This is a genomic window from Streptomyces sp. NPDC032198 (genome assembly GCF_040636975.1).
Taxonomy (GTDB): domain Bacteria; phylum Actinomycetota; class Actinomycetes; order Streptomycetales; family Streptomycetaceae; genus Streptomyces.
Map to the genome: position 1 here is coordinate 82,129 of NZ_JBEZVL010000022.1, position 18,842 is coordinate 100,970.

The window sequence follows — 18,842 nt, forward strand, 5'->3', positions numbered from 1 at the left end:
TATGAGCGAAGACGGCACAGGGACACAGGGGACCCATCGCTGGTTCGACGACGACGCCGGGCCCGTGGTGCGGCCGTACGCCATGACGCGCGGCCGGACCACCAGTCCGGCCCAGCACCGCCTCGATCTGATCGCGGTCGTCATCGCGGAGGCCCGCGCCGGGGACCCGGAGGCGGACAGGACGCTGTCCCCGGAACATGTGGACATCGTCGGGCTCTGCCGTGACAGCCCCCAGTCGGTCGCCGAACTGGCGGCCGAACTGGACCTTCCCATCGGCGTGATCCGCGTCCTCATCGGCGATCTCGTCGACGACGAACTGGTGCACGTGACACGTCCCGTACCCCCTGCGGAACTGCCGGACGAGAGTATTCTGCGCGACGTGATCAACGGCCTCCGGGCGCTCTGAACAGCGCGGAAGCGGGAGTGGGACGTGACTGGCTGGCAGTTCTGGGTCGACAGGGGCGGCACCTTCACGGACATCGTCGCGCGCCGTCCCGACGGACGGCTGCTCACGCACAAACTCCTGTCGGACAACCCGGCCCGCTATGCCGACGCGGCCGTCGCGGGCATCCGTGAGTTACTGCGCGCCGCCCCTGTCACGCCGGAGGCTGAGGCTCCTGACGCCCACGACGACACGGCGGACGTGACCGTCGACGCCGTCCGCATGGGCACCACCGTCGCCACCAACGCCCTCCTGGAACGCAAGGGCGAGCCCACCGCCCTGGTGATCACGCGGGGCTTCGGCGACGCCCTGCGCATCGGCTACCAGAACCGCCCCCACATCTTCGCCCGCGAGATCGTCCTGCCGGAGCTGCCCTACGACCGGGTCATCGAGGTCGACGAGCGGGTCACCGCCGAGGGCGAGGTCCTGCGGGCACCGGACCTGGAGCAGCTCGCCGGGCCGCTGCGCCAGGCGTATGAGGACGGCATCCGGGCCGTCGCCGTGGTGTGCGTGCACAGCCATCTGTATCCCGCCCACGAGCGGGCGATCGCCGAACTGGCCGTCCGCACGGGCTTTCCGCAGGTCTCGCTCTCCAGCGAGGTCAGCCCGCTGATGAAGCTGGTCCCGCGCGGCGACACGGCGGTCGTCGACGCCTATCTGTCGCCCGTCCTCGACCGCTACGTCCAGCACGTCGCCGATGAACTCAGCGGCGTACGGCTGATGTTCATGCAGTCGAACGGCGGCCTCACCGAAGCGGGCCAGTTCCGCGGCAAGGACGCGATCCTGTCCGGGCCCGCCGGCGGCATCGTCGGCATGGCCCGCATGTCGCAGCGCGCGGGCTTCGACCGCGTCATCGGCTTCGACATGGGCGGCACGTCCACGGACGTGTCGCACTACGCGGGCGAGTACGAACGGGTCTTCACCACGCAGATCGCGGGCGTCCGGCTGCGCGCGCCGATGCTGGACATCCACACCGTCGCCGCGGGCGGCGGCTCCGTCCTGCACTTCGACGGCAGCCGCTACCGCGTGGGCCCCGACTCGGCGGGCGCCGCTCCGGGCCCGGCGAGCTACCGGGGCGGCGGACCGCTCACGGTCACCGATGCCAACGTCGCCCTCGGGCGCATCCAACCCACCCACTTCCCCCGGGTGTTCGGGCCGGACGGCGACCAGCCGCTCGACGAGGCCCTCGTGCGCGACCGCTTCACCGCGCTGGCCCGCGACATCCGGGAGAGCACCGGCGACGACCGCACTCCGGAGCAGGTCGCCGAGGGCTATCTGCAGATCGCGGTCGCCAACATCGCCGCCGCCGTCAAGCGCATCTCGGTCCAGAAGGGCCACGACGTCACCCGCTACGCCCTCACCACGTTCGGCGGCGCGGGCGGCCAGCACGCCTGCATGGTCGCCGACTCGCTCGGCATCCGCACCGTCCTCGTACCCCCCATGGCCGGAGTGCTCTCCGCGCTCGGCATCGGCCTCGCCGACACCACCGCGATGCGCGAGCAGTCCGTGGAGGCCCGGCTCGAACCCTCCGCGATGCCCCGCGTTTTGAAGACCGCCGACGACCTGGAGGAAGCGGCCCGCGCCGAACTGCTCGCCGAGGACGTGCCCGAGGACCGCATCCGCGTCACACGCCGCGCCCAGCTGCGGTACGACGGCACCGACACCACGCTCACCGTGGAACTCACGGAGCCGGACAGCATGATCCGCCTCTTCGAGGAACGCCACCGCACCACCTACTCCTTCACCCTGGACCGCCCCGTCGTCGTCGAGGCGCTCTCCGTGGAGGCCACCGGCCAGACCGAGCAGCCCGATCTCTCCGTGCTCGCCGGTGACACGCGCCGAGGCGCTCCGGGGACCGTCAGCCTGCACACGGGCGGCACCTGGCGCGACGTGCCCCTGCACCGCCGCGAGGAGCTGCCGCCCGGCGAGAGCGTCGACGGGCCCGCGATCATCACCGAGGCCAGCGCCACGACGGTCGTGGACGACGGCTGGCAGGCGGCCATGTCACGCGAGGGACACCTGGTCATGGAACGTGTGGCGGTGCCCGAGGGTTCCGCCGCGAGCACCGCGGCCGACCCCGTCCTCCTCGAAGTCTTCAACAACCTCTTCATGTCGATCGCCGAACAGATGGGCGCCCGCCTGGAGTCCACCGCCCAGTCCGTGAACATCAAGGAGCGGCTCGACTTCTCCTGCGCGCTCTTCGACCCGGACGGCAACCTCGTCGCCAACGCCCCGCACATCCCGGTGCACCTGGGCTCGATGGGCACCAGCGTGAAAGAGGTGATCCAGCGCCGCGGCGACAGCATGCGCCCCGGAGACACCTACGCGGTCAACGACCCCTACCACGGCGGAACCCACCTCCCGGACGTCACCGTCATCACGCCGGTCTTCGACACGTCGGAAGAGCGGGACACCTCGGAGCGGGGCACCCAGGGGGAACGGATCCTCTTCTACGTGGCGTCGCGAGGGCACCACGCGGAGATCGGCGGCATCGCCCCCGGCTCGATGCCGGCGAACAGCCGCACCATCGAGGAGGAGGGCGTCCTCTTCGACAACTGGCTCCTCGTGGAGGGCGGCCGGTTCCGCGAGGCCGAGACCCTGAGCCTGCTCACCGACGCCCCCTACCCCTCCCGCAACCCGGCCACCAACCTCGCCGACCTGCGCGCCCAGATCGCCGCCAACCAGAAGGGCGTCGACGAAGTCGCCCGCATGATCGCGAACTTCGGGCTCGATGTCGTCCAGGCCTACATGAGCCACGTACAGGACAACGCCGAAGAAGCGGTACGCCGCGTCATCGACGTACTGGAAGAGGGCGAGTTCGCCTATCCGACGGACTCGGGGGCCGTCATCCGGGTCCGTGTCTCGGTCGACCGCGCGGCCCGCTCGGCGACCGTCGACTTCACCGGTACGTCCCCCCAGCTCGCCACGAACTTCAACGCGCCCTTCGCGGTGGTCAACGCCGCTGTCCTGTACGTCTTCCGCACGCTGGTGGCCGAGGACATCCCGCTCAACGACGGCTGTCTGCGCCCGCTGCGCATCATCGTGCCGCCGGGCTCCCTGCTCGCCCCCGAGCCGCCCGCGGCCGTCGTCGCCGGGAACGTCGAGACCTCACAGGCGATCACCGGCGCCCTCTACGGAGCCCTGGGCGTCCAGGCCGAGGGCTCCGGGACGATGAACAACGTCACCTTCGGGAACGACCGCCACCAGTACTACGAGACGGTGGCCTCGGGATCCGGGGCGGGCGACGGCTTCGACGGGGCATCCGTCGTCCAGACCCACATGACCAACTCCCGGCTCACCGACCCCGAAGTCCTCGAGTGGCGCCTGCCGGTGCTCCTGGAGGAGTTCGCGGTGCGGCGCGGGAGCGGCGGCACCGGCAGGTGGCGCGGCGGGGACGGGGCGGTGCGCCGCATCCGCTTCCGCGAACCGATGACGGTCTCCACGCTCTCGCAGCACCGCAAGGTGGCGCCGTACGGCATGGCGGGCGGCAGCCCCGGAGCGCTCGGCACGGGCCGTGTGGAGCGCGCCGACGGCAGTGTCCAGGTGCTGGAGGGCAGCGACTTCGCGGACGCGGCCCCCGGCGACGTACTCGTGATCGAAACCCCGGGCGGCGGCGGATACGGCCCGCCCCCGCACCACAGCAGCGAAACAACCGCACCCCCCGAAGCAACTGATCCAGGAGAAGCGAGCGATGATCTTCAAGCGTTCTGAGCGCGGCAAGGCCCCCGTCGAGCCGGTGACGCTGAAGATCCTGGTGGCGGGCGGCTTCGGCGTGGGCAAGACGACCCTCGTCGGCGCCGTCAGCGAGATCAAACCGCTGCGCACCGAGGAGCTGCTCAGCGAGGCGGGCCGCCCCGTCGACGACACCAGCGGCGTCTCGGGCAAGCACACCACCACCGTCGCCATGGACTTCGGGCGCATCACGCTCCGCGAGGACCTGGTCCTGTACGTCTTCGGCACCCCGGGCCAGGACCGCTTCTGGTTCCTCTGGGACGAGCTGGCCACCGGGGCGCTGGGCGCCGTGGTCCTCGCCGACACCCGCCGCCTGGAGGACTGCTTCGCGGCCGTCGACTACTTCGAACGCCGCTCCATACCCTTCGTCGTCGGCGTCAACTGCTTCGAGGGCGCATCGCGTTACCCCGCCGATGCCGTGCGCCAGGCGCTCGACCTCGATGAGGGCGTTCCCGTGGTGATGTGTGACGCGCGCGAGCGGCAGTCGGTCAAGGAAGTGCTCATCGGCGTGGTCCAGCACGCGATGACGACCGCCGCCGCGGCCAGGGAGCCCGCGACCACGTGAGCGCGTGAGCCCGCGAACAGCCGCGGCCCGTACCCCCTTCGGCGGAGGCAGGGGCCGCGGTCATCCTCGGCTCAGCTCGCGCCGTCCTCGTGCCAGCCGAAGCTTCGTTCCACCGCCTTGTGCCAGTTGTGGTACTCGCGCTCGCGGGCCTCCGCGTCCATCGCCGGAGTCCACTCGACGTCCCGCTGCCAGTGCGCCTTCAGCTCGTCGAGGTCGTTCCACACCCCGGTCGCGAGCCCCGCGGCGTACGCGGCGCCCAGACATGTCGTCTCGGAGACCTTCGGCCGGATCACCGGCACCCCGAGAACGTCCGCCTGGTGCTGCATCAGCAGATTGTTCTTCGTCATGCCGCCGTCGACCTTCAGGGTCCGCAGCTGCACCCCGGAGTCCTGGTACATCGCGTCGACGACCTCACGGGTCTGCCAGCTCGTCGCCTCCAGGACGGCGCGTGCCAGGTGCGCCTTGGTCACGTAGCGGGTGAGCCCGGTGACGACGCCGCGCGCGTCGGAGCGCCAGTAGGGCGCGAAGAGGCCGGAGAACGCGGGCACGATGTACGCGCCGCCGTTGTCCTCCACGCTCGCGGCCAGCGGCTCGATCTCGTCGGCGCTGCGGATGATGCCGAGCTGGTCGCGGAACCACTGGACCAGCGCGCCGGTGATCGCGATCGCCCCTTCGAGGCAGTAGACGGGCGCCTCGGAGCCGATCTTGTAGCCCATCGTGGTGAGCAGCCCGTTCTTCGAGGGGACGGGCCGGTTACCGGTGTTGAGCAACAGGAAACTGCCGGTTCCGTACGTGTTCTTGGCCGTCCCCGTGTCGTAGCAGGCCTGCCCGAAGATGGCCGCCTGCTGGTCGCCCAGGGCGGAGGCGACCGGCACACCGGCGAGCTGCCCGACCGCCGTGCCGTAGACCTCGGCCGACGACCTGATCTCCGGGAGGATCACCTCGGGGACGTTCATCGCGGCCAGGATCGACTGGTCCCACTGGAGGGTGGCCAGGTTCATCAGCATGGTGCGCCCGGCGTTGGTGACGTCCGTGACGTGCACGCCGCCGTCCGTGCCGCCGGTGAGGTTCCAGATCAGCCAGGAATCGATGGTGCCGAACGCTATCTCGCCGCGCTCGGCGCGGGCCCGCAGTCCGGGCACGTTGTCGAGCAGCCAGGCGGCCTTGGGCCCGGAGAAGTAACTCGCGAGCGGCAGCCCGGTCTGCTCCCGGAACCTGTCCTGGCCGTCCGCGCCGCCCAGCTCGTTGCAGAGGGCCGACGTCCGGGTGTCCTGCCAGACGATCGCGTTGTGCACGGGCTTGCCCGTGGCGCGGTCCCACAGGACCGTCGTCTCGCGCTGGTTGGTGATGCCGAGCGCGCTGAGCTGGTCGGCGCGGAGCCCGGCCTTGGCGATCGCTCCCGCGACCACGGCCTGGACCTTGGACCAGATCTCGGTGGCGTCGTGCTCGACCCACCCCGGCTTGGGAAAGATCTGGCGGTGTTCGCGCTGGTCGACGGCGACGATCTCGCCCGAGTGATTGAAGATGATGCAGCGGCTGGAGGTGGTGCCCTGGTCGATGGCGGCGACGAACTTCTCGGAGTTGTCCGGCATGGCTACCCCTAGCGTCAGAAGGCTACGTTGTAGATGAGACCTGCGAGCGCTCCGCCGACCAGCGGCCCGGCCACGGGGATCCAGGCGTAACTCCAGTCGGACGTACCCTTGTTGGGGATCGGCAGGAACGTGTGCACGATGCGCGGGCCCAGGTCGCGGGCCGGGTTGATGGCGTATCCGGTGGGCCCGCCCAGCGAGAGGCCGATGCCGACGACCAGGAACGCCACGATCAGCGTCTGCGTGCCGGACTCGCCGAGCCCCTTGGTGAGCCCGAAGGCGAGGATGGGCAGCACCAGGGCGATCGTCGCGATGACCTCCGTGACGACGTTGGCGACCGGGTTACGGATCTCCGGGATGGTCGAGAAGATGCCGAGCGTCGGGGTCGGCTGATGGGCGCTCGTCACCTTGTCCTTGACGTTCCCGGAGACGTTGGCGCTGAACTGCGCGTAGTACACGAGATACGCGAGGACGGCGCCGAGCATCGCGCCGACCATCTGCCCGAGCAGATAGATCCAGACCTTGCCCCACTCCCCGGTGTCGATCGCGATGCCGAGCGTGACCGCGGGGTTGAGATGACCGCCGGAGAGGGGTCCCGCGGTGTACGCGCCCGCGAGCACGCCGAAGCCCCATCCGAAGGCGATGACGACCCATCCGGAGGCCTTCGCCTTCGAATGGTTCAAGGTGACGGCGGCGCATACACCGGCGCCGAAGAGAATCAGGATCGCGGTGCCGATGATCTCACCGACGAAGATGTCCCCATTCGAGTACATGGCGGCTCCTAGGGCCTCGCCCGGGGCCGTGGCCCCGGTACTCCGTGCTGGGTGCGTTCCACGACAACTGCCTGGCCGCGCCCCATGACTTCAGCCGGAGGCAGGGGTTCCCGCGCCCCGCCCGGCTTCCATGGCGAGCGTGCCGTCGCAGTCGAATCGCCCAGCGGGGGATGACCCGCTGAACAGGCCTTTCGTGCAGACCTTCGCGCGTCCAGGGGCCCTGAGTGGCACGGAGCCGAAGTGCGGCGATGCCGACTGACACCGGAAGTGTTCACCGGTGGTGATGGAGCGTCAAGGTCGCGGACGGCAACGGTTAACCGGCGCGATCCCTTCCCCCGCGAGGCGCCCGTGGTCCACTCCCGTGACGGGCCGCGCGGGGCCGGTGACGGTGCTCAGCGCACCGCGACGACCGAGGAGCCGTGCCCGAAGAGTCCTTGGTTCGCGGTGATCCCCGCCCGTGCCCCCGAGATCTGCCGCGCCCCCGCCGCCCCCCTCAACTGCCAAGTCAGCTCGCACACTTGGGCGATGGCCTGCGCCGGAACGGCCTCTCCGAAGGAGGCGAGTCCGCCACTGGGGTTGACCGGTATGCGCCCGCCCGGGGCGGTCGCCCCCTCCCGCAGCAGCTTGGCGCCCTCTCCTTCGCCGCAGAGCCCCAGGTCCTCGTACCACTGCAGTTCGAGTGCGGTGGAGAGGTCGTAGACCTCAGCGAAGGAGAGCTCGTCGGGTCCGATGCCCGCTTCTTCGTACGCGGCGTGCGCGATGGAGGCGCGGAAGGTCCCGTCGGCCGGTGTCACGGTGGCCGCGGAGTCGGTCGCGATGTCCGGCAGATCGAGGACGGTGGTCGGATACGTCGGCGTCACCGTGGACACCGCCCGGATGCGCACCGGGTCGGACGCGCCGTGCCGCCGCGCGAACTCCATGCTGGAGAGCACGAGCGCCGCCGCGCCGTCGGAGGTCGCGCAGATGTCGAGCAGCCGCAGCGGGTCGGCGACGACCGCCGACGCGGCCACTTCCTCCGCGGTGACGGTCTTGCGGTACCGCGCGTTCGGATTGAGTGCCCCCGCCGCCGCGTTCTTCACCTTGACCTGGGCGAAGTCCTCCAGGGTGTCGCCGTGCACCGCCATCCTGCGGCGTGCGTACAGGCCGAAGTACGTGGGGTTGGTGGCGCCGAGGACCCGGAAGCGCAGCCAGTCCGGGTCGTCCTGCCGGTCTCCTCCGGTGGGCCGGAAGAACCCCTTGGGCGCGGCATCCGCCCCGACCACGAGGACGACATCGGCGAGGCCCGCGAGGATCTGCGTACGCGCGGTGTTGATCGCCTGTGCGCCGGACGCGCACGCCGCGTACACGCTCGCGACCCGCGCGCCCTGCCAGCCGAGCGCCTTCGCGAACGTCGCCCCGGCCACGTACCCGGGATAGCCGCCACGGACCGTGTCCGCACCGACGATCGACCCCACGTCGCGCCAGTCCACCCCGGCGTCGGTGAGTGCCGCGCGGGCCGCCGCCGTGCCGTACTCGATGAAGCTCCGGCCCCACTTGCCCCAGGGGTGCATGCCCGCGCCCAGCACCGCCACCTCGCTGGTCATGCGTCCACCCCCACCGGCCGCCAGTGCCACGTCGTCCAGGTCGTCCCCGAGTCCTCGTCGGCCCCGGCCCCCTCGTCGAGCACGCCGGGGACGACCTCCACCTCCATGCCGATCTCCAGATCGGCGACGGTCACCCCCGGAACCGACTGGCCGAGCACCACCATCCGCTCCGCCGCCAGCTCCACAGCGATCAACGCGTAGGGCTGCCAGGGAAGTTCCTGATCCGACACATAGGGTGCGGGCGGGCGGTAGCGGCTGTCCGTGTACGACCAGACGCGTCCGCGCCGGGAGAGCGGGACCTCGTCGAGGTCACCGCCCGAGCAGCCGGGATTGCGGCAGAAGCCGTCCTCGCGGGGGAAGAAGACACTGGCGCAGGCCGAGCAGCGCGTGCCCAGAAGGCGGAAGTTGTCTCCCTCCCCGGCGAACCAGCCGGCCACCACGGGAGTACGCGTACGGGGCAAGGTTCCTCCACGACACTGGATCTGACGGAACGTCAGAAGTGTGCCACGGGCAACCGGATCCCGTCAGTAGCCCGGCACCCGCTACTTCCCGTTCAGCGAGCGCCGCGCCACGGGGAAGTCGAAATAGGTGTCGGGGAAGAGCTCGGGCTTGTGGGTGAAGTGCCACCACTCCTCGGGAAGGTTGACGAAACCGACCTTCGTCAGCGCGCCCCGCAGCAGATCACGGTTGGTGCGCTGCTTGCCGGTGATCCGGGGGTCGTCCGTGTGGGAGAGAGTGTCGAAGCAGTCGAACCCCGTCCCCATGTCCACGGAGTTGTCGGGAAAGCGCTCGCCCTTGGGCCCGAAGCAGGGCGTGAGGGGCTCCCCGGGAACGTACCGACGCGTCGGAAGGGCAGGCAGCTTCACGACCGTCAGATCGAGCGTCGAGCCACGGCTGTGGCCGGACTTCGCCGCGATGTAACCGTCCTCGAACAACCGCGACTTGTCGACATGGGGATAGAACTCCGCCTTCATGCGTACGTCGCCGAGATCCTCGGCCCAGCGCACGAACTGGTCGACAGCCCGCTGCGGCCGGTAACAGTCGTACACCTTCAGGGAGTAGCCCTTGCGCAGCAGCGTGCGCTGGGCCTTGTGCAGCGCCTTCGCCACGGGCTCCGTGAGGATGCACATCGGCCTCTTGTAGCCGTCGATGGGCTTCCCCACGAAGTTGTGCGGCGTGAAGTAGCGCATCTCCTGGATGATCGTCGGGTCCACGTCCCGCAATGCCACGAACTCATCGGGAGCCTTGGGTTCGGGCTTGGCGTGGGCGGGCACGGGGGCGGCGGCCACGGCGGCGAGAGCGGTGGCGGTGACGGCGAGATTCCGCAGTGCGGGGGCAAGTCCTGTCATGAACCCTGCATCTATCAGGATCCGGTCCCGCGGGGAAAGACCGTCACCGGAGTGATCGGATACAGTCCGCCGCGTGTCAGCATCCCAGCACCACGCCGAACCCGTCCCCGGCTCCCACTGTTCGAGCTGCGGGGCGCCCTACGGGGAACAGCTCTCCGCCTGGCCCTGCACCTGTCCCGCCTGCGGCACGGTGGCCTACCGCAATCCGCTGCCCGTGGCGGTGGCACTCCAGCCCGTGTACGACCCCAAGGGAACCGCCCTCGTCGTCGTGACCCGGACCATCGCCCCCGCGCGCGGGGGAGTGGCGCTGCCCGGCGGGTTCATCGACGACCGGGAGGACTGGCGGGACGCCGTCGTCCGCGAGCTCAAGGAGGAGACCGGCATCGGCGCGGCCAGCCGTGACGTCCGCCTCGCGGGGGCGCTCAGCGCACCCGACGGCCACCTCCTGATCTTCGGCCTGCTGCCCGAGCGCCCGGCGGCCGAACTGCCGGAATCCGCCCCCACGGCCGAGACCGAAGGCTGGCACCTGCTGCGTCACCCGGCCGAACTCGCCTTCCCCCTGCACACCTTGGCGGTGCGTTCCTGGTTCGAAGGGCGCTACGTCTGAGGTCGCGCGCCTCCCCGCACCGTTACCGGCAGCCCGACGTCACCCCCTTCCTCGCCGTCCCGCTCGACCACCACCTGCTGTCCGGCCCACCGCGCGGTGAACCGCTCGATCTCCGGCTGCTCCCACCCGTCACCCGCGTCCGTGACCACCAGGCCACCTCCCGTACGTCCCGGCGCCGGCGCCCACACCTCCAGCTCGATCCCCCCGGCGGCGCCCCGCACCGGCAGCACCGCACCGGCCCGCGCGAGCACCGGGATCCGGGACAGCGGAGCCTCCAGGAGCACACGCGCAGGCCCCTCGTACGCCCTGCCGGTCGCCGTGTCGTACCAGCGGCCCGCCGGCAGGCGGACCGTACGGCGGACGGCCCCCTCCTCGAACACGGGCGCCACCAGCAGACAGTCCCCGAGCAGAAACGCGTCCCCGCAGTCACGCAGAGCCCGGTCCTCCGCACTGCCCCACCACAAGGGCCGCACATACGGCGTTCCCGTGCGCCGCGCCAGATGCGCCAGCGTCACGAAGTACGGCAGCAGCCGCCGGCGTTCGACGAGCGCCACGCGCGCGTGCTCCAGGACATCGGGACCGAACTCCCAGGGCTCCCTGCGCCCGGCCCGCAGAGCCGCATGCGTACGGAACAGCGGCAGATACGAGCCGAGCTGAAACCACCGCAGATACAACTCGGGTGACGGACTGCCGTCGAACCCGCCCACATCAGGACCCGAATACGGCACACCGCACAGCCCCAGACCGAGGACCAGCGAAAGGGACGCCCGCAGACCCGGCCACCCCGTGGCCACATCCCCGGACCACGTCCCTCCGTAGCGCTGCATTCCCGCCCACCCGGAGCGCGAGAACAGGAACGGCCGCTCCTCGGGGTGCAGTTCGCGCAGCCCCTCGTACCCGGCACGCGCCATGCCGAGGCCGTACACGTTGTGCGCCTCGCGGTGGTCGCCGCCGCGGCCCTCCAGGGAGTGCCGGGCCGAGCGCGGCAGCGTCGGCTCCCCGAAGGCGGCGAAGGACACCGGCTCGTTCATGTCGTGCCAGAAACCCGCGAACCCCTGGGCGAGCCGCTCCTTGTAGAGCCCGCCCCACCACGCCCGCACCCGCGCGTCCGTGAAGTCCGGATACACCGCCCGGCCCGGCCAGACGACCCCGTGCACCGTCCGCCCCGCGGCATCGCGCACAAAGGCGTCCGTCGCCCGGCCGCTGTCGTAGACCTCATTGCCGGGCTCGGCCTTCACCGCCGGGTCCACGATCGACACCAGACGCACGCCGTCCCTGGCCAAGTCGTCCGCCAACTGCGGCAAGTGAGGAAAGGTCTCCTTGTCGACGGTGAACACCTGATGCGCTTCGTAGTGGTCGATGTCCAGATGGACGGCGTCCAACGGCAGCCCCCGCTCCCGGTAGCCGTCGACGATCCGCCGCACCTCGCGCTCACTGCCGAAGCCCCACCGCGCGTGATGGTGCCCGAGCGCCCACGCGGGAGGCAGCGCGGGCGGCCCGGTGAGCGAGGCCCACGTGTGCAGCACGCGCGCGGGGGTCCCCACGATGACCCAGCACCTCAGCGGCCCGCCGTCCATGCGCACCTCGCACGAACCCGCCCTGTCATGCCCCGACCCCGCACCCTCCTCGCCCTCACGCACCGCCACGGTGCCGTCCCACGTGTTGTCGTGGAACACCAGATGACAGCCCACATCGGCCACCACGAGCTGCACCGGCATGGTGATGTACAAAGGGCCGTCGCCAGGCCCGAACGAACCCCCAGGATCGGTGTTCCACAGCCGGTACGTCCCGTTCCGCAGCCGAGGGCCCCGCGCACGTCCCCCGAGCCCGAAGAACCGCGCGTCCGCCGCGACCTGGGAGCGCTGCAGCCAGTGCCCCGGACCTCCGCCGGCCGACTCCCACCAGCGAGGCGGCAGATCACGGCGCAGCATCAGACCGCCGGGCGTCCGCAGCTCCACGGCGCCGAGCCGCGAGACGACCACCGTCGCCCGCTCCGACACCACCCGCCAGCCACCCTCCTTGTCGGGTTCGAGGACGGCCCGCGGGTCCGCGTCAGGGCTCCCGCTGACGAGCGCGTACGAGGGATCGGGCTCCGCACCGTCCCAGCCCCAGAAGATCGCACCGCCCGTCGTGACCCGCACCCGCAGCTCGGAACGGGCGAACCGCAGCACCCCGCCGCCGGGCCCCGGCTCCACCCCCGTCACCGGACCGGGCACCCGCGCGCGTTCGACACCCCGCTGGGCGAGCCCGGCCGCGTCGACCCGCCGCCTGCTCCAGGAGGACCGCACCGCACGCAACCCCTGCCCCGTACCGATCAAGCTGACCGCCTTCATCGAACGCACCAGGTCACGACCGTTCATGCTGCTCACCCTGTCACCGAAGAAGCCGCCTGTGTGGATCGTTCAGCTGCCGTTCACCTGGGGTGACGCCACATAGGCGCCTCGCTGACTGTGTGAGGCACCCCCTGGTGTCGAAATCGATCACGTGGCATCGTCCCTGTCAGCCGTGTCGCGCGCACAACCAGCACGCGCGCACCACACACGCATACGACGCGTAGAGCCCGGGAGCCGACCCATGTCCTCAGCGAACCCCTCACCGCTCTGGCAGCCCGACCAGGACCGGATCGCCGCCGCGCAGATCACGCGGTTCCAGGCCTGGGCGGCCGAGCGCCACGGAGCACCCGCCGACGGTGGCTACGCGGCACTGCACCGCTGGTCCGTGGACGAACTCGACACGTTCTGGAAGTCGGTCACCGACTGGTTCGACGTGCGGTTCTCGACGCCCTACGCGCGCGTACTCGGCGACCGCTCGATGCCGGGCGCCCAATGGTTCCCCGGAGCTACGCTCAACTACGCCGAACATGCCCTGCGCGCCGCCGAGGACCCCGCGCGCGCGGGCGACCCGGCTCTCCTCCACGTCGACGAGACCCACGAGCCGGCCACCGTCACCTGGGGCGAGCTGCGCCGCCAGGTCGGCTCCCTGGCGGCCGAGCTGCGCACACTGGGCGTGCGCCCCGGAGACCGCGTCAGCGGATACGTCCCCAACATCCCGCAGGCCGTCGTCGCCCTCCTGGCCACCGCGGCCGTCGGCGCCGTCTGGACCTCCTGCGCCCCGGACTTCGGCGCACGCAGCGTCCTCGACCGCTTCCAGCAGGTCGAACCCGTCGTCCTGTTCACCGTCGACGGCTACCGCTACGGCGGCAAGGAGCACGACCGCCGCGACGCCGTCGCCGAGCTGCGCCGCGAACTGCCCACCCTGCGCGCCGTCGTCCACATCCCGCTGCTCGGCACCGAGGCCCCCGACGGCGCCCTGGAATGGGAAGCCCTCACCGCCTCGGACACGGCCCCGGTCTTCGAACCGGTCCCGTTCGACCACCCCTTGTGGGTGCTCTACTCCTCCGGCACGACGGGCCTGCCCAAGGCCATCGTCCAGTCCCAGGGCGGCATCCTCGTCGAACACCTCAAGCAGCTCGGCCTGCACTGCGACCTGGGCCCCGAGGACCGCTTCTTCTGGTACACGTCCACCGGCTGGATGATGTGGAACTTCCTCGTCTCCGGTCTCCTCACCGGCACCACGATCGTCCTCTACGACGGCAGCCCCGGCTACCCCGACACCGGCGCCCAGTGGCGCATCGCCGAACGCACGAAGGCCACGCTCTTCGGCACATCGGCCGCGTACGTCATGGCCTGCCGCAAGGCCGGCGTACACCCGGCCCGCGACTTCGACCTCTCCACCGTCCAGTGCGTCGCCACCACCGGATCCCCGCTCCCGCCCGACGGATTCCGCTGGCTGCACGACGAATTCGAGAACACCCCCGGCGGCCTTTGGATGGCCTCCGTCAGCGGCGGCACGGACGTCTGCTCCTGCTTCGCCGGAGCCGTACCGACCCTGCCCGTCCACATCGGCGAACTCCAGGCCCCCGGCCTCGGCACGGACCTGCAGGCCTGGGACCCCCAGGGCAAGCCCCTCATCGACGAGGTCGGCGAACTCGTGGTCACCAACCCGATGCCCTCCATGCCGATCCACTTCTGGAACGACCCGGACGGCACCCGCTACCACGACAGCTACTTCGACACCTATCCCGGCGTCTGGCGCCACGGCGACTGGATCACCGTCACCTCGCACGGCTCGGTGGTCATCCATGGCCGCTCCGACTCCACGCTCAACCGCCAAGGCGTACGCATGGGTTCGGCCGACATCTACGAAGCCGTGGAACGCCTCCCGGAGATCCGCGAATCCCTCGTCATCGGCGTCGAACAGCCCGACGGCGGCTACTGGATGCCCCTCTTCATCCACCTCGCCCCCGGCGCCACCCTCGACGACGGCCTCCGCGACCGCATCAAGCAGACGATCCGCGCGCAGCTCTCCCCGCGCCACGTCCCCGACGAGGTCATCGAGGTCCCCGGCATCCCGCACACCCTCACCGGCAAGCGCATCGAGGTCCCGGTCAAGCGACTGCTCCAGGGCACCGCACTGGACAAGGCGGTCAACCCCGGCTCGGTGGACAACCTCGACCTGCTCCGCTTCTACGAGGACCTGGCCCGCAAGCGCTCCTGACCCCCCGCCCAGCCGCCGTTGTCAGTGCTCCCGATTACTCTGAGTGAGCATTGATCGACGTACCGCAGGGGGAATCATGGCTCGCACGCAACACACCACCATGCGGCGCGCACTACGCCGCGAAGTCGCCGGCACCATCGGCCTGTTGGCCGACGAGGACGACTTCGCGGCGATGCGCCGCTACCGCACCTTCACCTTCGACGACCACACGGCCTACCTCCAGCAGGCCGAAGGCCTCCTCAGGTCACTCGCGTCCGACGGCGGGCACACCACCATCGCGCTCTTCGACCCCGAGGAGTACGCCGAGTACTGCGCCGAAACCGGCCTGGACCCGGACGCCCCGGCCAGCCGCACCCGCTTCACCGCGGAGCTGGCCGCCACCGGGCCCACCGTTCCGTACGACGGACAGCCCCTCGCCGATCTCCTGCCCGACCTCATCGACGAGGCGGTCCGCCGCGCCACCTGGGAGTACGCGACACTGCTGCTGGCCCGCCTGGGCTCCTGCGCCGTCTGCGGCGAGGACATCGGCCGCGCCGCCTTCAACCGGGCATCGGACCTGCTCGTCCACCTGCTCGACAGCTCCGAGACCGATACCCGGCACCTCGTCTGCAGCGTGCCGACCACCCCGGAGACACTCCTCGCCGCACTGCACACGGCCCAGGACGACGACGGCCATACGGAGCTCGACGAAACCGAAGCCCTGCAGTTCACCACGCTCCTCGCGGTCGGCATCGCCACCCACAGCGCAGCGGGCGTCGTGATGCGCAGCCTCGCGGACGGCAAACGCGACCGCGTCCAAGGCTGGCGCCTGCACGGCGAGCGACTGATGCCCCTCACCGCGGCCGAGGTCTTCGACGCCTACTGCACCGACGCGGTGTCAGGAGACCTCGTCGCCCCCGAGTCCGGCGTCGACTACTGCGCCGCACCGATCATCGGGGACGCGCGACCCGAAGGGGGACACCGGCACTGAACGCCGAGGGGCGCCCCACCCATACCGGATGGAGCGCCCCTCACACACCTGGTTTCCGGCTACTCGCCGGACAGCACCGCCTGCACGGCCTTGCGTGCTTCCTCGGCACTGTCCGCGGCACGCGCGGCGGCAGCCGCACGCTCGCACTGAGCCAGCGTGTACTTGCCCAGCGTCGCCCGCACATAAGGAATGGACGCCGCACCCATGGAAAGGGAGGTGACACCGAGACCGGTCAGCACGCACGCGAGCAGCGGGTCGGAGGCCGCCTCGCCACACACGCCACAGCTCTTGCCCTCGGCCCTCGCCGCCTCGGCGGACAGCGCGACCAGGTCGAGCAGCGCGGGCTGCCACGGGTCCTGCAGCCGGGACACGGCGCCCACCTGACGGTCGGCCGCGAACGCGTACTGCGCGAGGTCATTGGTGCCGAGCGACAGGAACTCGACCTCCTGGAGAATCGAGCGCGCCCGCAGAGCGGCCGACGGAATCTCCACCATGGCACCGAACTTGGCCTGAAGCCCCGCCTCGCGGCACGCGTCGGCGAACGCCTTGGCGTCGATACGGTCGGCGACCATCGGCGCCATGACCTCGAGGTAGACCGGCAGTCCCTCCACGGCCTTGGCCAGCGCCGTCAGCTGCGTACGCAGCACCTCGGGGTGCTCGAGCAGCGACCGCAGCCCGCGCACGCCGAGCGCCGGGTTCGGCTCATCGCCGGGCGTCAGGAAGTCGAGCGGCTTGTCGGCACCCGCGTCGAGCACACGCACGACGACACGGCCCTCGGGGAACGCCTCGAGCACCGCGCGGTACGCCTCGACCTGCTTCTCCTCCGACGGCGCCTTGGTGCTGTCGTCGAGGAAGAGGAACTCGGTCCGGAAGAGACCGACACCCTCGGCACCGGCCTCCACCGCCGCCGGCACGTCCGCGGGACCGCCCACGTTGGCGAGCAACGGCACCTTGTGCCCGTCGGACGTCGCACCGGGACCCGTCGACGCGGCGAGCGCCGCCTTGCGCGCGGCGGCCGAGGCCTCCAGCTGACTCCGCTTCTCCGCACTCGGCTCGACGAAGATCTCACCGGTGCTGCCGTCCACGGCGACAACGGTGCCCTCGGCCAGCTCACCCGCACCCGGCAGAGCGACGATCGCGGGCACACCCAGCGCCCGCGCGAGAATCGCGCTGTGACTGGTCGGCCCGCCCTCCTCGGTGACGAAGCCGAGCACCAGCGCGGGGTCGAGCAGCGCCGTGTCCGCCGGCGCGAGGTCACGCGCGATCAGGACGTAGGGCTCGTCGCTGTCCGGAACACCGGGCATCGGAACGCCCAGCAGACGGGCGACGATACGATTCCGCACGTCGTCGAGGTCGGCGACCCGACCGGCCATGTACTCACCGGCACCCGCGAGCAGCTCGCGGTAGTGCGAGAACGCGTCGTAGATGGCGCGCTCCGCCGAGCTCCCGACGGTCACCCGCCGGTCGACGTCGGCCATCAGCTCGGGGTCCTGGGCGATCATGGCCTGCGCCTCGAGCACGTGCTGCGCCTCGCCACCGGCGAGATTGCCACGCGCATTGAGATCGGCCGCCACAGCTTCCACCGCCTGGCGAGCACGCCCCTGTTCGCGCTCGGCTTCCTCCGCGGGAATCTGCTTGGCAGGCGGCTCCAGCACCGCTGTCCCCATGTGCCGAACCTCGCCGATCGCCACACCGTGGCTCACGCCGACGCCTCGCAGCGTTGTCTCCATGTAACCCGTCTCCAATAGAGCGACGGGCCCAGCCGCCGCGGTGGATGTCCTACCTGCCGTCAGGGACGGCGATGACGTCACTTCCAGCTGAAGAGAGCGTCCCCAGCCTTTACGTCGCCATCCTCCACGAGGTCGGAGAGGGACTCGGCAGTGGCCTCCAGTGCCACGATCGGGCAGACCGGAGACTTGCCGGCCGCCTCGACGCTCGCGGGGTCCCAGCGCACGATGGACTGACCGCGCGTCACAGTGTCACCCTTGTTCACGAGCAGCTCGAAGCCCTCGCCGTTGAGCTGGACGGTGTCGATGCCCAGGTGCGTCAGCACGCCGTGCCCCTGGTCGTCCACGACGACAAAGGCATGGGGGTGGAGCGAGACGACGATGCCGTCGACGGGGGCGACAGCCACGGAGGGCTCGCGCACGGGGTCGATGGCGGTGCCTGGCCCGACCATCGCGCCGGAGAACACGGGGTCCGGTACAGCGGAGAGCCCAATGGCGCGTCCGGCAAGCGGGGACGAAACGCTGGTCATGGCAAGCCTCCCAGGAGGTGGAGATACGTAGCCGCCGTCACTACCTGTCCTGGACGACGCACTGTTCAGAAGGGTAAGTCATAAAAAGTCCCGGTTCCGCGCGAGAGGTCCCGGATGACTGAGTAGGAGCACTGCACAAACGATTTGCGCCCACCCCAACGCCCGATGTACAGTCGGACTCCTGCCTGAGGCAAGCGACGCGTTCAAGCGTCCGGACTCGGCGGCATCTATCAAGTCAGATCCTAATCCCTGGGTCGGATTCTGCGTGCTCGCAGATGAGTGGTCAGGGAGTCGAAAAAGACCTGATAGAGTTTGGAACACAACGAAGGGAAGCGCCCGGAGGAAAGCCCGAGAGGGTGAGTACAAAGGAAGCGTCCGTTCCTTGAGAACTCAACAGTGTGCCAAAAGTCAACGCCAG

At 70.5% G+C, this 18,842-nt stretch carries 14 protein-coding genes; 6 read left to right on the forward strand and 8 right to left on the reverse strand.

The genetic code is table 11. The features are described from left to right. Nucleotide 1: 1 nt before the first annotated feature. From AB0E78_RS39905 to AB0E78_RS39915, 3 genes are read left to right on the forward strand one after another with little or no spacing between them, the layout of a single operon-like run. Nucleotides 2-406 carry a DUF742 domain-containing protein gene (locus AB0E78_RS39905; RefSeq protein WP_361844008.1) on the forward strand — a complete coding sequence of 135 codons (405 nt, stop codon included), beginning with the start codon at nucleotides 2-4 and terminating at the stop codon, nucleotides 404-406. 24 nt (nucleotides 407-430) lie between these two features. After that, a complete protein-coding gene (locus AB0E78_RS39910) occupies nucleotides 431-4,153 on the forward strand; it encodes a hydantoinase B/oxoprolinase family protein (protein WP_361844011.1) in 3,723 nt (1,240 codons plus the stop codon). Next, nucleotides 4,134-4,739: an ATP/GTP-binding protein gene (locus tag AB0E78_RS39915; protein WP_361844013.1), complete on the forward strand. Its 606-nt coding sequence runs from the start codon at nucleotides 4,134-4,136 to the stop codon at nucleotides 4,737-4,739. The genes AB0E78_RS39910 and AB0E78_RS39915 overlap by 20 nt, the downstream gene beginning before the upstream one ends. 71 nt (nucleotides 4,740-4,810) lie before the next feature. On the opposite strand, the gene glpK is transcribed toward AB0E78_RS39915, so the two are convergent. The 5 genes from glpK to AB0E78_RS39940 form a co-directional block, all read right to left on the reverse strand. Continuing rightward, nucleotides 4,811-6,331, reverse strand: coding sequence for a glycerol kinase GlpK (gene glpK / locus AB0E78_RS39920; RefSeq protein ID WP_361844016.1), 1,521 nt, complete (start codon nucleotides 6,329-6,331; stop codon nucleotides 4,811-4,813). Nucleotides 6,332-6,345: 14 nt separating this feature from the next. Beyond that, on the reverse strand, nucleotides 6,346-7,101 hold the full coding sequence (locus AB0E78_RS39925) for an MIP/aquaporin family protein (RefSeq protein WP_361844019.1): 756 nt from the start codon (nucleotides 7,099-7,101) through the stop codon (nucleotides 6,346-6,348). Between the two features lie 392 nt (nucleotides 7,102-7,493). Continuing rightward, a complete protein-coding gene (locus AB0E78_RS39930) occupies nucleotides 7,494-8,684 on the reverse strand; it encodes a lipid-transfer protein (protein ID WP_361844022.1) in 1,191 nt (396 codons plus the stop codon). Continuing rightward, entirely contained in the window at nucleotides 8,681-9,124 is a 444-nt protein-coding gene (locus AB0E78_RS39935) for a zinc ribbon domain-containing protein (RefSeq protein ID WP_361844052.1), read from the reverse strand. Before AB0E78_RS39935 ends, AB0E78_RS39930 begins: the two co-directional genes overlap by 4 nt. Nucleotides 9,125-9,226: 102 nt before the next feature. Continuing rightward, nucleotides 9,227-10,033, reverse strand: coding sequence for a M15 family metallopeptidase (locus tag AB0E78_RS39940; protein WP_361844024.1), 807 nt, complete (start codon nucleotides 10,031-10,033; stop codon nucleotides 9,227-9,229). Between the two features lie 73 nt (nucleotides 10,034-10,106). On the opposite strand from AB0E78_RS39940, the gene AB0E78_RS39945 reads away from it, so the two are divergent. Further along, nucleotides 10,107-10,640, forward strand: a complete 534-nt coding sequence (locus AB0E78_RS39945) for an NUDIX domain-containing protein (protein WP_361844027.1) — start codon at nucleotides 10,107-10,109, stop codon at nucleotides 10,638-10,640. On the opposite strand, the gene AB0E78_RS39950 is transcribed toward AB0E78_RS39945, so the two are convergent. Then, a complete protein-coding gene (locus AB0E78_RS39950; RefSeq protein ID WP_361844030.1) occupies nucleotides 10,631-13,000 on the reverse strand; it encodes a TIM-barrel domain-containing protein in 2,370 nt (789 codons plus the stop codon). The genes AB0E78_RS39945 and AB0E78_RS39950 overlap by 10 nt on opposite strands. A gap of 214 nt (nucleotides 13,001-13,214) precedes the next feature. Here AB0E78_RS39950 and AB0E78_RS39955 point away from each other — a divergent pair, with 214 nt between their 5' ends. Next, nucleotides 13,215-15,197, forward strand: coding sequence for an acetoacetate--CoA ligase (locus tag AB0E78_RS39955; RefSeq protein ID WP_361844032.1), 1,983 nt, complete (start codon nucleotides 13,215-13,217; stop codon nucleotides 15,195-15,197). A 76-nt stretch (nucleotides 15,198-15,273) separates the two neighbouring features. After that, the gene (locus AB0E78_RS39960) at nucleotides 15,274-16,167 is read left to right on the forward strand and encodes a hypothetical protein (protein ID WP_361844034.1); all 894 of its coding nucleotides are present in this window, start codon (nucleotides 15,274-15,276) and stop codon (nucleotides 16,165-16,167) included. Between the two features lie 59 nt (nucleotides 16,168-16,226). Here AB0E78_RS39960 and ptsP read toward each other — a convergent pair whose 3' ends face one another. Both ptsP and AB0E78_RS39970 read right to left on the reverse strand, forming a co-directional pair. Continuing rightward, a complete protein-coding gene (gene ptsP / locus AB0E78_RS39965) occupies nucleotides 16,227-17,897 on the reverse strand; it encodes a phosphoenolpyruvate--protein phosphotransferase (RefSeq protein ID WP_361844036.1) in 1,671 nt (556 codons plus the stop codon). Between the two features lie 77 nt (nucleotides 17,898-17,974). Then, complete coding sequence (locus AB0E78_RS39970; protein WP_361844039.1) at nucleotides 17,975-18,424, reverse strand: PTS glucose transporter subunit IIA; 450 nt, start codon at nucleotides 18,422-18,424, stop codon at nucleotides 17,975-17,977. Between the last annotated feature and the right edge of the window lie 418 nt (nucleotides 18,425-18,842).

Bases quoted from the DNA above. Each gene is read 5' to 3' on its own strand.
- AB0E78_RS39905 (WP_361844008.1), top strand. From the start codon at position 2: ATGAGCGAAGACGGCACAGGGACACAGGGGACCCATCGCTGGTTCGAC.
- AB0E78_RS39915 (WP_361844013.1), top strand. From the start codon at position 4,134: ATGATCTTCAAGCGTTCTGAGCGCGGCAAGGCCCCCGTCGAGCCGGTG.
- AB0E78_RS39970 (WP_361844039.1), bottom strand. From the start codon at position 18,424: ATGACCAGCGTTTCGTCCCCGCTTGCCGGACGCGCCATTGGGCTCTCC.
- AB0E78_RS39950 (WP_361844030.1), bottom strand. From the start codon at position 13,000: ATGAACGGTCGTGACCTGGTGCGTTCGATGAAGGCGGTCAGCTTGATC.
- ptsP (WP_361844036.1), bottom strand. From the start codon at position 17,897: ATGGAGACAACGCTGCGAGGCGTCGGCGTGAGCCACGGTGTGGCGATC.
- AB0E78_RS39925 (WP_361844019.1), bottom strand. From the start codon at position 7,101: ATGTACTCGAATGGGGACATCTTCGTCGGTGAGATCATCGGCACCGCG.
- glpK (WP_361844016.1), bottom strand. From the start codon at position 6,331: ATGCCGGACAACTCCGAGAAGTTCGTCGCCGCCATCGACCAGGGCACC.
- AB0E78_RS39940 (WP_361844024.1), bottom strand. From the start codon at position 10,033: ATGACAGGACTTGCCCCCGCACTGCGGAATCTCGCCGTCACCGCCACC.
- AB0E78_RS39930 (WP_361844022.1), bottom strand. From the start codon at position 8,684: ATGACCAGCGAGGTGGCGGTGCTGGGCGCGGGCATGCACCCCTGGGGC.
- AB0E78_RS39960 (WP_361844034.1), top strand. From the start codon at position 15,274: ATGGCTCGCACGCAACACACCACCATGCGGCGCGCACTACGCCGCGAA.
- AB0E78_RS39955 (WP_361844032.1), top strand. From the start codon at position 13,215: ATGTCCTCAGCGAACCCCTCACCGCTCTGGCAGCCCGACCAGGACCGG.